Annotated in this window: 16 protein-coding genes; 3 read left to right on the forward strand and 13 right to left on the reverse strand. The window is 41.0% G+C overall.

Annotated elements, in window-relative coordinates; translation table 11 throughout:
• Positions 1-91: 91 nt before the first annotated feature.
• The 12 genes from hemB to rraA form a co-directional block, all read right to left on the reverse strand.
• Complete coding sequence (gene hemB / locus SFRI_RS02420) at positions 92-1,105, reverse strand: porphobilinogen synthase (RefSeq protein WP_011635955.1); 1,014 nt, start codon at positions 1,103-1,105, stop codon at positions 92-94.
• Between the two features lie 14 nt (positions 1,106-1,119).
• Positions 1,120-3,045, reverse strand: a complete 1,926-nt coding sequence (locus SFRI_RS02425) for a sensor domain-containing diguanylate cyclase (protein WP_011635956.1) — start codon at positions 3,043-3,045, stop codon at positions 1,120-1,122.
• The gene (locus SFRI_RS02430; protein WP_011635957.1) at positions 3,045-3,860 is read right to left on the reverse strand and encodes a TatD family hydrolase; all 816 of its coding nucleotides are present in this window, start codon (positions 3,858-3,860) and stop codon (positions 3,045-3,047) included. Before SFRI_RS02430 ends, SFRI_RS02425 begins: the two co-directional genes overlap by 1 nt.
• A gap of 18 nt (positions 3,861-3,878) precedes the next feature.
• A complete protein-coding gene (locus tag SFRI_RS02435; protein WP_011635958.1) occupies positions 3,879-4,415 on the reverse strand; it encodes a fimbrial protein in 537 nt (178 codons plus the stop codon).
• Positions 4,416-4,460: 45 nt separating this feature from the next.
• Positions 4,461-5,207 carry a twin-arginine translocase subunit TatC gene (gene tatC / locus SFRI_RS02440; RefSeq protein WP_011635959.1) on the reverse strand — a complete coding sequence of 249 codons (747 nt, stop codon included), beginning with the start codon at positions 5,205-5,207 and terminating at the stop codon, positions 4,461-4,463.
• Between the two features lie 12 nt (positions 5,208-5,219).
• Complete coding sequence (gene tatB, locus SFRI_RS02445; protein ID WP_011635960.1) at positions 5,220-5,624, reverse strand: Sec-independent protein translocase protein TatB; 405 nt, start codon at positions 5,622-5,624, stop codon at positions 5,220-5,222.
• Positions 5,625-5,630: 6 nt separating this feature from the next.
• Complete coding sequence (tatA, locus tag SFRI_RS02450) at positions 5,631-5,876, reverse strand: Sec-independent protein translocase subunit TatA (RefSeq protein ID WP_011635961.1); 246 nt, start codon at positions 5,874-5,876, stop codon at positions 5,631-5,633.
• Between the two features lie 109 nt (positions 5,877-5,985).
• On the reverse strand, positions 5,986-7,635 hold the full coding sequence (gene ubiB, locus SFRI_RS02455) for a ubiquinone biosynthesis regulatory protein kinase UbiB (RefSeq protein ID WP_011635962.1): 1,650 nt from the start codon (positions 7,633-7,635) through the stop codon (positions 5,986-5,988).
• Positions 7,632-8,252 (reverse strand): ubiquinone biosynthesis accessory factor UbiJ, encoded by a 621-nt coding sequence (locus tag SFRI_RS02460; protein WP_011635963.1) that lies wholly within the window; start codon positions 8,250-8,252, stop codon positions 7,632-7,634. Before SFRI_RS02460 ends, ubiB begins: the two co-directional genes overlap by 4 nt.
• Positions 8,252-9,007: a bifunctional demethylmenaquinone methyltransferase/2-methoxy-6-polyprenyl-1,4-benzoquinol methylase UbiE gene (ubiE, locus tag SFRI_RS02465; protein ID WP_011635964.1), complete on the reverse strand. Its 756-nt coding sequence runs from the start codon at positions 9,005-9,007 to the stop codon at positions 8,252-8,254. Before ubiE ends, SFRI_RS02460 begins: the two co-directional genes overlap by 1 nt.
• A 256-nt stretch (positions 9,008-9,263) precedes the next feature.
• A complete protein-coding gene (locus SFRI_RS02470; RefSeq protein ID WP_374702310.1) occupies positions 9,264-10,298 on the reverse strand; it encodes a formimidoylglutamase in 1,035 nt (344 codons plus the stop codon).
• Positions 10,299-10,390: 92 nt separating this feature from the next.
• Entirely contained in the window at positions 10,391-10,876 is a 486-nt protein-coding gene (rraA, locus tag SFRI_RS02475; protein ID WP_011635966.1) for a ribonuclease E activity regulator RraA, read from the reverse strand.
• A 386-nt stretch (positions 10,877-11,262) separates the two neighbouring features.
• Here rraA and SFRI_RS02480 point away from each other — a divergent pair, with 386 nt between their 5' ends.
• The 3 genes from SFRI_RS02480 to SFRI_RS02490 all read left to right on the forward strand — a co-directional run bounded on the left by SFRI_RS02480 (position 11,263) and on the right by SFRI_RS02490 (position 13,687).
• Positions 11,263-11,511 (forward strand): YgjV family protein, encoded by a 249-nt coding sequence (locus SFRI_RS02480; protein ID WP_011635967.1) that lies wholly within the window; start codon positions 11,263-11,265, stop codon positions 11,509-11,511.
• 456 nt (positions 11,512-11,967) lie between these two features.
• Positions 11,968-12,480 (forward strand): phosphatase PAP2 family protein, encoded by a 513-nt coding sequence (locus SFRI_RS02485; RefSeq protein WP_011635968.1) that lies wholly within the window; start codon positions 11,968-11,970, stop codon positions 12,478-12,480.
• Positions 12,481-12,637: 157 nt separating this feature from the next.
• On the forward strand, positions 12,638-13,687 hold the full coding sequence (locus SFRI_RS02490; RefSeq protein WP_011635969.1) for an MJ1255/VC2487 family glycosyltransferase: 1,050 nt from the start codon (positions 12,638-12,640) through the stop codon (positions 13,685-13,687).
• 72 nt (positions 13,688-13,759) lie between these two features.
• On the opposite strand, the gene SFRI_RS02495 is transcribed toward SFRI_RS02490, so the two are convergent.
• Positions 13,760-14,227 carry an Rsd/AlgQ family anti-sigma factor gene (locus tag SFRI_RS02495; protein WP_011635970.1) on the reverse strand — a complete coding sequence of 156 codons (468 nt, stop codon included), beginning with the start codon at positions 14,225-14,227 and terminating at the stop codon, positions 13,760-13,762.
• Positions 14,228-14,605 lie beyond the last annotated feature (378 nt).

A 14,605-nucleotide genomic window follows, 5' to 3' on the forward strand; every position in this document is an offset into this window, starting at 1 on the left:
CAATGTGTCAACTTATCTCAGGACGGGACATGTTAAAATAAAAAAGCCAACCCTAGATGGATTGGCTTTATAACTACGCAATATCGGAGGTTTACGAGTTTTGCTCTTTAAGCCACTGAGCAGCACGTTTGGCAAAGTAGGTTAGAATACCGTCCGCTCCAGCGCGCTTAAAGCAAAGTAATGACTCCATCACAATGGCTTTTTCTGCCAACCAACCATTTTGAATAGCAGCCATGTGCATGGCGTACTCTCCGCTGACTTGATAAGCAAATGTTGGCACTGCTAATTCTGTTTTGACACGGTGTACAATGTCTAAATAAGGCATCCCTGGTTTAACCATTACCATGTCGGCACCTTCTTGGATATCTAATGCCACTTCGTGTAATGCTTCGTCGCTGTTAGCCGGATCCATTTGGTAGCTGTGTTTATTGCCACCTTTTAAGTTACTAGCCGATCCGACAGCATCGCGAAAAGGACCGTAATAACTTGATGAATACTTAGCGGAGTAAGCCATGATTTGAGTATTCACAAAGCCATTTTCTTCAAGTGCTTGGCGGATTGCACCGATACGACCATCCATCATGTCTGATGGCGCGACAATATCTGCTCCTGCAGCGGCATGAGATAAAGCCTGCTTGACTAGGATCTCGGTGGTGATGTCATTCATGATATAGCCAGTGTCATCGATAATACCGTCTTGACCATGAGTCGTGTACGGATCTAAAGCTACATCCGTCATGATACCAAGTTGTGGAAATGCCTGCTTTAATTCACGGACTGCACGTTGTACTAATCCATCAGGATTGTAAGACTCTTCTGCAAGTAAACTTTTTTTATCTGCTGGCGTCACTGGAAATAGTGCAATAAGCGGAATGCCAAGTTCAACAAGTTCAGCGGCTTCTTTTAATAATAGATCAACCGAGAAACGTTCAATTCCTGGCATTGAAGCAATTTTTTCTGAGCGTTGAAAACCTTCTAACACGAACATCGGATAAATGAGATCGTTAACTGTTAAGGTATTTTCAGACATTAAACGACGGCTAAATTCATGTTTACGCATGCGGCGCATTCTGCGCTGTGGAAAGGCACTAGTAATAATATTCAATTTCGACTCCTGGTTTAGATCTCGTCTGTTTCGAGCGGGTAATAGCAGACTTTGTTTCGGCCGCTGCGTTTAGCTTTATACAGGGCTTTATCTGCTTGTTCTAGTAATAGCATTGGGTGCTCATCACTTTCGATAATTGTTTCACTGACACCGATACTGACCGTTAAGGGTATCGTGTGGCCATTATGGACAATAGTAAGCTCGCTGATGGCTTGGCGAATTTGCTCTGCAACTAGCAGGGCACCTTCAATATCTGTACAAGGTAAAATAATAGCAAATTCTTCACCACCAAAACGTGATACGAGATCCGTTGGACGTTTTACGTATTCACATAATGTATTTGCAATCATCTTTATGGTGTAGTCGCCACTAAGGTGACCGTATTGGTCATTGATATTTTTAAATTTATCGATATCAATCATTAACAAAGACATAGGTGTTTGTTGGCGACGGCTAATACGGCCTTCTGCAATTAGACGACGATCAAAAGCACTACGATTTTTCACTCCGGTAAGGCTGTCTATAGTGTTTTGCTCAGTCAGCTTTTGATTGACCTCATTGAGTTCGCGTAAGGTAATTTCTAATTCAAGTGTTCGTTCTTGTACCATTTGTTCAAGTTTTTCACTGTTTTCAGCTTCGTTACGCAGCGCTTCTTCACGGATCTCTCTAAGTCGTTGTGCTTGTTCTAATGTCTGTTGCTGGATCTCAAATTTAGCTTTTCGCTCATCGTTATAACGTAAGGCGAGCACTGCAGCCATAGTGATTACTTCAAAAGTGAGCCCTATCATTACGGGTATCTGTGGCGATATGCTCAGAGTGATTAGGCCGAGATAAATTAGCCCTGTGATAATGCACCCAACCATTAAACCCATACGGCCTATGGCGTATAAAGGAGCATTACGTTGGCCGCCAAAAGCTTGGATCAAGGAGAAAGCCATTAAAATTGTACTCATAGTTAATACTACAAATGCTAGAAAATACAGTGCAAAACTGTAGTTAATAAATGGCATGATGATAGTTAAGCCAAAACAAAGCACTGCCATGATGCGGCAAATACGCAGCATTTTTAGATTATGATATTTTAGCTGTAATACTTTCTCAGTAAACATCAATGAAAACCCCAGTGTTAATGGGATGATTATGATGAAAATATACTGCTGTATGATGGGCCATTGAGGCCATAAATAGCGAAATGATACGCCATGTATTGTCGCCGTGAGTAATGTAAGTCCTAATACATAGCCGCTGTAATAACTGTAACTATAAGATGCTGACGCAAGGGCAATAAATAAACTGAACAAGCAAATAGCGAGTAATAAGCCTATTTGCATACCACTAAACAAGTTCTTGGTTTCGGTTAGCCGTGTTAGGTCGTTTGATGACCACAACACTAATGGCAAACTGATACTACCTTTACTGTCTATTTTCAGATAAAAAGTATGAGTATCACCAGGTTCAAAATTGACTGGATATAAAAAGATATTGCTTTCTAATGGTCGTTGCTTAAATGGCAAGGAGTCGCCCATGACTTCAGTACTGACCAGCTCCCCATTGATCAGGTGGTATATTTTAACACTGTCGAGTAATGGATTATCTAAGGCAATAATGCGTGATAGATGGTCGTTGGGATTAAATATACTAAAACTCACCCAATAGTTTTTAATGCCTATTTTGTATGGTTGATTGGTATCGATTTTTTTCCAGCTGTTTTCTGGCCGTTGTAATAATGTGGTTAGGTTTTCAATATCATTACTTTGATTGGCATAAACCCAGTCTTGTAACTCAATTTTTGTTATGGAATCTGATGTAAGTCTAAGCGGTACCCCAGAGAGTGTACTAGCCCAACAGTTTTGGCTAATCAACAGCAAAAATAATCCAATTAACACCCTAAAGTGATATTTACATTGCTGTTGTAACTGATGAGTTATGAGGGGCATCATCAGTTATTATTCACGTTTAGATGAACTGGCAGTTGGAAAAAATCACAACTGTTTTTATAACATTCTTGCGCCAATGTTTGCGGTGATTGTTGGCGTAAATTAGCCATATACTCGACAATATAAGGTAAGTATTGGGGTAAGTTTCTACTCGACTTAGGTTTAGGCCGCATACTACGAGGTAATAAGTAAGGACTATCGGTTTCTGCCATAATGCGATTACTAGGAATCAACGGCACTAATTGAGCGAGCTCTTGTCCTCGGCGTTCATCACAAATCCAACCTGTAATGCCAATGTATAAATCAGCCGCTAAGCATTCAAATAACTCATCTTTACTGCCAGTAAAACAGTGCAATAAAGCATTAGGGAGTTGAGCTCTGTACTCATTTACAATGGCGATAAAATCACTATGTGCTTCACGACAATGCATAAGTACAGGCATATTGAGTTCGCAAGCCAGCTCTAATTGCGCTGCAAATGCCTTTCTTTGTGCAAGACGAGGTGAAAAGTCGCGATTGTAGTCAAGTCCACACTCACCAATAGCAACCACTGTTTCTTGTGTGGCAAGCTGAGTTAAACGTGCTTTGCTGTGTTGATCCCAAGACGATGCATGATGCGGGTGAACACCTGTAGTGCAGTAGAGTTGTTGCGGGTATTGTTGGCAGAGAGATATTGAGTCGGAGCTTTCATCGAGATCGCTGCCAATAATAATTAACGGCGAAACATGATGTTTCGCCGCGTCATTGATAATAGTGTCAATATCGTGCTTAAGCCTGTCGCTAAGCAGATTGACTGCAATGTCGATGTATTGAGTCATGTAATAAAAGTGCTGTAGTTACTTTAATCTTCTAACTCGGACAGTAGCATTGCGTTCATCGCTACCCAATAAAAATGAATTCAATGCACCCGTTTCAATAAAGATGCGTTGACCTTTTTTTATTTTATAATTCTTTGAATTACTTTGCTTCCATACTTGGCCATTGCTGAGTGTTATCACAAATGCGCCTAATGCATCTTTCTTGACGCTAATGACTTCAGAATAAATCTTATCGACTTCATCTTCTATTACTTTCTTTTGTAGGCCAAAATCATCAACGCTGAGCACTTGAGGGCTTGCTGCAGCTATAGGTGCCACAACTATTGGTGTAGCTGGCGGCCTTGGAGCTTCTGATGGAGCTATCTTAGTTGTATTTGTCGTCGTCATTATATGAGCACTGGGTTTAGCATTAGCTGCTAATTCGTCATAACAAGTTAATCGCACGGTTTTGTCCGTTTTAGCGGCACATATAGACAGTTGCTGACCAAGATTAGTATTGGCATGTGCATTAGCCGACATCAATATGATCCCGACGGCAATTAAACTTAAACGCATTGATTCTTCCTTATTATTTTAGTCAGTAGAGCCTTTCTTTATCGCTTAATTCTCAGCTTGTTCGTTTTCTGGCTCATCTTCTTTTTTGCTGTAGAAACGTGCGGCGATTAGTCCACCTTCAAACAATAACAGCATTGGTACGGCTAGCATAGTCTGCGAGATAATATCGGGCGGCGTGAGTACCATGCCAACAACAAAAGCTCCTACTACAATATAAGGACGTTTTTGGCGTAACTCATCGGGTGTGGTAACACCAGCCCAGCATAACAAAACCACTGCTACAGGTATTTCAAAAGCTAAACCAAAGGCAAAAAACAGTTTTAAAATAAAACTCAAATAGCTGCTGATATCAGTAGCAACTTGCACGCCATCTGGAACTACACTAGTGAAAAAACCAAATACAACGGGGAAAACAATATAGTAGGCAAAGGCTATTCCAAGATAAAACAACAGGGTGCTGCTGGCTAACAAGGGAACAACTAAGCGTTTTTCATGTTTGTATAATCCAGGGGCGACAAAAGACCATACTTGATAGAGTACATAGGGAATGGCGATGAAGAATGCTAGCACGAGTGTTAATTTAAAGGGTGCAAAAAAAGGCGCGGCAACGTCGGTTGCAATCATGCTGCCTGTTTCTGGAAGCGAACGCATTAGTGGTAGAGCTATGTAGTGATAAATATCGTTAGCCCAATACACAATAGTAATGAATACCAATAACACGCTGCCAATGGCTCTAAGCAATTTGTTACGTAATTCAAGCAAATGGCTAATAAGCGGTTGCTGCTGCGACATGGATTATCCGTTTTATTTAGGGGTTGAACTGTTTTCGCTAGTCGCTTCAGATGACTTAGCTTCTACGACTGAAGGAGACTCGTCAGGTGATGCTTTTGGCGCTACAGGTGATGTGTCTTCAACTTTATAAGGGCGATTCACTGACTCAGCGGCTTTTTTCAGCTGATCAATCGACTCTTGTAGCTCTGGCGACAAATTGGCTAAACCTTTGCTTTCAGCTTTTTTTAAATCAGCATGTAACTGATCAATTTTTAGCTCTTGCTCAAGTTCATCTTTGACAGAGTTAGCCATGCGCTTAAGCGCGCGGATCCAACCTGTTAACGAACGTACTGCAACCGGTAGTCTTTCGGGGCCTAGTACTACTAGCCCCAAAATACCGATCAGCAGCAGCTCCATAAAGCCGATACCGTCAAACATAATAAATTACGCCTGTTTATCTTTAGATTCTGTTTCAGGTTGCTTTTCTGCAGCCTGTTGCGAAGTCGCTGCAGTTTGGTCTTTTTCTTTGTCATCTAAAGATTTATTTTCATCTTCTGGAGTCATGGCGTTTTTAAAGCCTTTTACTGCTCCACCTAAATCACCGCCCAAAGAACGCAATTTTTTAGTCCCAAATAATAGAATGACAATTAACGCTACGATTAGAAGCTGCCAAATACTGATGCCGCCCATGAAGATTTTCCTCTTTAAAGTAAAATGGTTTTTGTAGAAAAGTTATTTCAAAATCCATAATAACACTCAATTCTTTAAGTATTATGAACCTCTAATAAATTAGTGCTAGCTAAAATTTACGATTCTTTGGCCTAGATCTCCATCCTATCGCCCAAATCAATATACCTGCACCGATACAGGTATATGCAGGCCATAGTGTAACTATTTGAGTAAATAAAATTGTGCCACAGATCAATAATACAGCCGATGTGATAAGTAGATAATTACTCTTGTGCGATTTCTGTTGGTAGCGCAAGTACTTATCTAACATTTGCTGTTGAGTGCCGAGTAATTTACGACCTAGTTTTAAATTGTCGTAAATCAATTCAGGAAACTCAGGGAGTTTATCTGCCCAAAACGGCGCATTTGATTTTACTTTGTTGAACATGGCTTTAGGGCCGACTTGTTCTGACATCCAATTTTCTAGGAAGGGTTTGGCTGTTTGCCATAAATCTAGTTGCGGATATAACTGGCGGCCTAAACCTTCAATATACAGTAAGGTTTTTTCGAGTAGCACCAGTTGTGGCTGCACCACAATATCAAAATGACGTGCGGTTCTAAACAGCTCCAACAGTACATGACCGAATGAAATTTCATCTAATGGTTTATTAAACATGGGTTCGCAAACTACTTTTACCGCTTGTTCAAACGCAATAATATCAGTGTGTTCCGATACCCAACCTGACTCAATATACAGCTGGGCGATACGGTGATAATCGCGATTAAAAAAGGCTAAAAAGTTTTCTGCAAGGTATCGTTTATCCACTTCGGTTAACGTGCCCATAATGCCGCAGTCTAGACCGATATAAAATGGGTCGTCTGGATGTTCACGACTGATAAAAATGTTGCCAGGATGCATATCTGCGTGGAAAAAATTGTCTCGAAACACTTGGGTGAAAAACAATTCTACACCGCGTTCAGCAAGCAGTTTAAAGTTGGTACCTTGAGCTCGTAACGCTTCGGTGTCAGATACTGGAATACCGTAAATGCGTTCCATGACCATAAGGCGTTGATAACTGTGTTCTTCGTAAACAAAAGGCACATACAGCGAATTGGAACCCAGAAAATTATTGCGCAGCTTAATGGCGTTGAGTGCTTCGAGCTTTAAGTTTAGCTCGCCTAGAATGGTGGTGCGGTAATCTTCAATCACTTCTGCTGGGCGTAAACGATTACCGTCACCTAATAAGGTTTCGAGTAAGTTAGCCGTTTGAGTCATTAACTGTAAGTCAGCTAATATCTGCTGCTCAACATTAGGCCGCAGCACTTTAAGTACCACCGCTTTACCGTTAGATTTTAAGGTAGCAGTGTGCACTTGTGATATGGATGCCGAGGCAAGTGGTGTATCGTTAAAATCGTCGAAATAGGTTGCGATAGGAGCACCAAGCTCAGCTTCGATGGCTTCTCGTGCTAAAGCGGAATCAAACGGAGGTACTCTGTCTTGCAACATGGCCAACTGATAGGCCCATTCGTCGTCAAGTAAATCACGGCGAGTCGACAACATTTGCCCTAGTTTGATGTATACAGGCCCTAAATCTTGCATCGCTAATTTTAAGCGTTCTGCTGGCGATTTAGTTTTATGTTTATTACGGACCCAAAATAAACTGTTGCGCACAATGGCGAAATACCAAGGCTTTTTGTGTTTAGGTATTAAGTCATCTAAGCCAAAATGCAGAATGGTTTTAATGACATGGTAACCACGCCTGATACTTGCAGTTGTCATTGCGTTATTTGATCTCTTAATTGGGCTATCTTGGCTTCGATACGTTCGGTTTGACTGACTAGTTCGTCCAGATTATCACGAAAGTGTAGCCATTCAATTTTATGCGGTGCCAAGCGATATTCTTCAGTGGTTAACTGGCTGATGTGTGAGCGAGTTTTTTGTAAAACCAGTTTGATATCATGGTTAAATTGTTTTGCTGTAGCAACGAGTTTATGCGTCGGAGCATCACCAATATAACGTGATAATGGTTCAGCAAAATCAACGTGAATATTCTGTAAATAATGGCTTAACGATTGCAGTAATTGAATATCGCCTTCCAAACTGAGTTTATCTTGTTTGATAAGCTCCGTTAAATTAGCGCCTTCAGTCAGCTGATATAATGTTGATGCATCAGCTCGTACGGTTACAGCAACATCAGCTTCGTAATGGCTCAGCACTTGAATTTGTTTGGCAAACACCAAATAAATGGGCCAATTTAACTGACTCAATTGAATACAAAATACTTTGCCGTGCAATGACTTTTGGCGAGCATAGTCACTTTTAGCCTGTGCTGGCAGTTGGTTAAAAGCGGTTTCAATGGCTGCACAAGTTAACAAAGCAAAGTGATTAGGGGTCATTAGAACTTATAACCTCTATGCAATGCGACAACGCCGTCTGTCATGTTGGTGTAGTCGACTTGTTCAAAACCTGCATCGACCATCATTTGTTTAAGGGTTTCTTGATCAGGATGCATCCGAATTGATTCGGCAAGGTATTCGTAGCTGTCAGCATCTTTAGTGATTAATGCGCCCATTTTAGGTAACACCTTAAAGCTATACATGTCGTAAACTTTACGCATTAATTCATGTTTAGGTGTTGAAAATTCAAGCACGAGTAGTTTTCCACCAGGCTTTAATACTCGCTGCATTGAACGTAACGCCGCATCTTTATCGGTAACATTACGTAAACCAAATGCGATAGTGATGATATCAAAATGGTTATCAGGAAACGGCAGTGCTTCAGCATTAGCTTGAACATAGCTGACGTTATTGACGATACCTTTGTCACGTAATTTAGTGCGACCGACCTTGAGCATTGAATCATTAATGTCAGCAAGAACGACTTGACCTCTATCGCCGACTAAATGCGAAAACTTAGCCGTGAGATCGCCAGTACCACCAGCTAAATCAAGCACTTTCATACCAGGTCTTGCAGCCGCTACTTCAATGGTGTGGCGCTTCCAAAAGCGGTGAACTCCAAAAGACATCACGTCATTCATAATGTCGTATTTTGCCGCGACGGAATGAAACACGTCAGCAACTAAGTCTGCTTTTTTATCGGCTTCGACAGTTTTATATCCAAAATGAGTGTTTTTCGGTTCGCCTTCAGACATCGGTATATTCCTATAATGTGCGATAATTAATAGCGAGTGTATGCCATTGCGAATGATTGCTGAAATGCTGCGGTGCGAGAGTGTGACAACAATCAATTAGTTGTCTTACCTTACACCTAAATATACATTTCACTTCAACTTGAACGCAGCAATGAGCTTCGCGTCGATTAGCCCCAATAAAAATCAGCAGTTAAGGCTAAAAAATTGTCTGCATTAGAGCATAAAATTAGCCTTTAATGAATAGCCGCAGCTGATTCTAATTCAGACAGGTTAATCGACCCTGAAGATAAGCATAAATTAACTCACTGAGACCTTGACCAGCATCGCGGTAACCCGCTTCTAACCCCGCGTGATGACATGCTGGAGCGGTTTCAGCAAAATGGGCGTAACGGCATGGACAATGCTTAGCAATATAATGCACATAATGGCACGCATCGAGTATCGATATACCGGCAAAAGTCGCTGCGCTACTGGGCATATTGGCAATCGCATCGACATCGAGCTCTAATGCTACTGGCAGTTGGGTTTGATTTAATGATTTAGCAATTTGTTTCAATGCGGTTTCTAGCGACAATTCACGCCGGATCCAAATTTGTTGAAAACTGTTCCATGTGGCGCCAAATAGGCTCAGTTGTTCTAGGGTTTCTTCGCTGTTTTTTAATTCATGCAAGCCGAGAATATGATAATGGTCGAGGGCGCCATTGGCGGCGGCATAACTAAATCCATTACCGCTGTGGCGACCTTCTCGTGGTCTAAAATCACTGTGTGGATCGAGGTTGACGGCTGCGACAGGTAGGCCTGTAGTGGCTTTTGTTGCCATTAATAAACCATAAGCATTATTGTGGCCGCCGCCGATAACGATGGGTTCTAATCCTGCTTGCATGATTTCACTTACAGCAGCAATAACGATGTCATCTAGTTGTGCGGTTGCTTGGCGTAATTGTTCAACGGTAGCGGTTGTTGGTAACGATGTATCAAGACTGATTTGGCCTAAAATGGCACATTCGTTACCATTAAGAAATCGATTGGACTGTAAATTGATCAACTGTTTCATGCTAGCGATAAAGGCATCATCAGCCCCGCCTCGGCCAAGGTTGGCCCGTGGCCCCACATCTTCTGCAATGGCAATAATGGCAAACTGAGCGCCACTAGATTTAGCCCGTTGGGCATTTTGCGCTAATGACAGTTCAGCAGATGCCAGATAAACCTGTTGGCCTATTTTGGTTTCATTAGGGCGTAAATTTAATAATGCATCGCAATGCTGCTGAGTGAATGCGCTAAACATGGTTATTCTCCGAATTACAGCCACAAAAAAACCAGCATAGCTGGTTTTTAAAGGAATTGTCTGCCAGCTTTTTACAAAGCTAAATTGGCTATGACTGATTATTCAATATCTAATGGTTCTGGAGACAGAATAACGCCAGTGTTATCAGCATAGATATGGTCACCCGGTAAGAAGGTCACGCCACCAAAATTAACTGGAATTTCGACTTCGCCCACACCGTTACTTTCAGCACCGACAGGAATCGAAGCAAGCGCCTGGATACCAATATCAAGTTCTTCAAGAGCGTCAACGTCACGTACTGAACCGTAAATGAGGATACCTTCCCAATTGTTGGCTACAGCAATTTCAGCAATTCTAGCATCGAGTAGGGCACGTCTTAACGATCCACCACCATCGACCAATAGTACTTTACCTTCACCGTCTTCTTCTAAAGCATCAGCAATCAGACCATTATCTTCAAAACACTTAATTGTACTGATTGAGCCACCGAAGGAGCTGCAACCACCGTAGTTACTGAACATTGGTTCGACGACATCGACTACATCTATATACATGTCGCAGAGTTCTGAGGTGTTGTATTCCATATTTCACTCCTGTTGGACAGCAAAGGTAAATTGCTGGGTAAAGCAAAGTTAAATGAATTATATGAGCTTTTTATGAAAATAAAAGCCTTATCAATCACTGGATTGTTATAAATCAACTTATGGTGTTACTTATGCCCAAATGACGCATTGACCTAAATAGAGAACAAAGATCAAATTTGTAAGTAATTTTCTTTCAAATTGAACCAATTAGTCGATATATGTTGATTTAGGTCATCCTAATACGTTTTTTAATTACATTTTTGTTCAACAGTTTGTTAGCATATTGCTAGATTTATTAATGTTAGTTTACAAAATAATACTAGCTTTAGGGGCACGGATCCCCCGTTACGCATACGGAAGGCAGAGAGCCTGAAACAGAGGTTCTTATGGAAAATATCAATATTATTGAAGTCTTAGGTTATGCAGCATCAGTTATGGTTGCCATTTCACTAATGATGAAAGACATCGTTTTACTAAGATGGTTAAACTTTGTCGGCTGTTCTTTTTTTGTTGCCTACGGATATGCAATCGAAGCGTGGCCAGTAGCGGGCATGAATGCCTTTGTTGCATGCATTAACATTTTTCACTTAATTAAGATTTATCGTAATAAAAGTGCACAGCCACAAACTGCATAATTGCACGAGTCATATTAAGTTATCGTGTTAGCGAATGACGATAACACGGTCGCGATTGATAACCCCTCAAGCCAAACTTGAGGGGTTATTGCTTTAAATCGCATTAATTTAAACCACAAACAGATATCAAACCGCTTTTCATTCTACTGCCTGCGTTATAACCGCCCGCAATAAGCTCCCTATGAACGTATTAATGCTTCTTTTGAGTAACATCAATTTGTCTAATCTCTTATTCTCAGTTGAAATGATCTCGCCAGTAAACATCGGCAGTTAAGCTTCTACCATGGTGACTTTCTAACGTTAAATTCAGCTCTGGGCAGTGTCATAAAACTTTAGGCTAACTGTCACCTCGTGTTCATTACCTCTGTCTATTATCTAAACTGTTAACAAATACATAACTTTAGTCGGATTAATATTAGGTAAATGATATTGCCGACGTTTGATATGGAGTCAGGCATGAAGAGTATCAGCCAGTTAGATAAATATTGGTTTTATTGGGTAGTGCAATTTAGTCGAGATAACGGTTTAAATCAGGCTGCTAAACGTGTATCTGCAACCGGTGATGGTCACTATTATGCTTATTTATCTGTTGCGCTGTTATTTTTCCATCCCAACGGTCAGCACTTTTTTAATTTAGTGTTGGGGAGTTTCTTGGTTGAGTTGCCGTTGTATCTACTGTTGAAAAATAGCATTCGACGTCATCGTCCTTGCCACGCTTTAGCAGGGTTTGAATCATGTTTTGAGCCAGCTGATAAATTTAGCTTACCCTCAGGGCACACAGCTAGTGCCTTTGTGTTTGCTAGCGTAGTGAATCTGGTGTTTCCTGCCTTAGCACCTATTGCGTTTGCTTGGGCTTGTTTTGTTGGCTCATCACGTATTGCTTTGGGAGTGCATTATCCTGTGGATATTATCGCTGGCGCTGGTTTGGGGATCGGCTCGGTATTACTGGTCGATCAACTCATGCTGTAAAAACTTATGTTAAGAACGCTCATGTAGTAATCGCTCATGCCGTCACAGTACATGTGGTAAAGGTTCTGTAGTCACTCCTCATGTAGTAACTGTTTATGTAGAAAGAAGTACAACGTTTTAATCTTGATCATTCAGCCGTAGAGGGATGTAAGGCAATATGAAAATTTTGTACGGAGTTCAAGGCACAGGGAATGGCCATATCAGTCGCGCACGCGTGATGTCTAAAGCGCTTAAGCAACATAATATTGATGTCGATTTTCTATTTTCAGGCCGAAAACAACAACACTACTTTGATATGCAATGCTTTGGCGATTATCAGACCCGTAATGGTATGACATTCATAACCGAAAATGGTCGAGTTAATTCCGTAAAAACCGCCAAAAACAATTTAACTACTCCTATTTTCTCTGAAATTAAGCAGCTAGATTTAACGGGGTATGACTTAGTATTGAACGATTTTGAACCTGTGAGTGCTTGGGCGGCCAAACAACAAAATATTCCATCAATCGCCATTAGTCACCAAGCAGCATTACAATATCCAGTCCCTAAGCAAGGCAACAGTTGGTTTAATGAATTTTTGCTTAACCATTTTGCACCCGTCGATATTGCTTTAGGTTGTCATTGGCATCATTTTGGCTTTCCTATTTTACCTCCATTTGTAGAGGTGTGGCCCAATGGTGGTGATCATAGCCATCAAATTTTAGTCTATTTACCCTTTGAAGAGCCTGATCGTATAGCGGCATTTTTAGCCCCATTTGATCAATACCACTTTTCTGTTTACCACAGCACTAAACCATTGAAACCATTAGCAGAGCATGTTCATTGGCATGGCTTTAATCGTGAAGGCTTTAAACAGCATATGGCTCAATGTGGTGGGGTGATCGGCAATGCTGGTTTTGAGCTGGCCAGTGAAGCGATGACGTTAGGTAAGAAGTTATTAGTAAAACCGTTACTGGGGCAGTTTGAGCAGTCTGCTAACGTTGCGGCGTTAGAATTACTTGCCGCGGCAGAAAGTATGCAAACTTTAGATTTTGCCGTACTCAAGCGTTGGTTAAAAAGCCCATCACCTAAGCCTATTGCGTACCCACAAGTCGGCGATGCATTGGTAGAGTGGTTAAAAATGGGCGATTGGCATCAGTCACAAAATTTATGTCAACATTTATGGTCACAAGTCGAGTTGCCTGAAAACTGGCATAAACGGCAATAATGTTTGCTGCAATCAAGTTTCCGTATTAAAAAAGTGCGTCAATTTATCGCACTTTTTAATGGGCTGACTTAATTAAGGAAGACGTTGATATAGTAATTCAAGAAGCTGATCTTCTAATTCGAAACGCGACTCCATTGCTTGTGCTAAATGTGATAAATCGTTGTCTAGTTGATACAGCACTTGTTCATCAGATGCATCAGTATATTTATCATTAAAATCCAATGCCGCGTCTGTGCTTTCGCTAATCAGCGGTAATAAGGCGTTGGCTGTTTCGATGCTCGTTTCACCAAACTTCTCGCAAGCTTTAACAACGTTGTCGTAAACCTCAAAGTGGCCTTCTGACACATAATCAACTAATTGGGCACAAAATTGTTTGACTTGATCCATGCTTGGCAGTGATTTTTCGCTGCGCGAATAAGGCGCTAATCCGGCAACGATAAAATATTGGATTAATAATTTGCGGCGATGATTAAGCCATTGATCAATTAAATTATGAGAACCGCCCCAGCGTTTTTCTGCTTTTTCTAATTTTGTTAGCATGTCTTCTCTCTAATTGGCAGTCATTCTGTAACAACTAATGTATTGGACAAAGTGTATTACGATCAACTGTTTTATTTTTATTTGCTTATCGACTAGCTTGCTTTGGGGATGAAAAGAATAGAGGGCACTAATCGGAATAATAAAAAACCCCGTGATGGCATGCCATCACGGGGTAACGAAGTTTTCAAAGGCTCGATTTATCGGGCTTCTTGATTGTTCTTGCTAGCGCACACTTTTTATACCAAACCACTTAGCGTGACGCAACTTATAATCGGATAAATTGCGATTTACACATCAGTATTGTGTGTTTTGTGAGCATAGTAGCGATTGTGTTAATAAAATCGACTATAGATTTAGGAATAGCTCACATAAATTCTG

This window comes from Shewanella frigidimarina NCIMB 400, assembly GCF_000014705.1.
Lineage (GTDB): Bacteria > Pseudomonadota > Gammaproteobacteria > Enterobacterales > Shewanellaceae > Shewanella > Shewanella frigidimarina.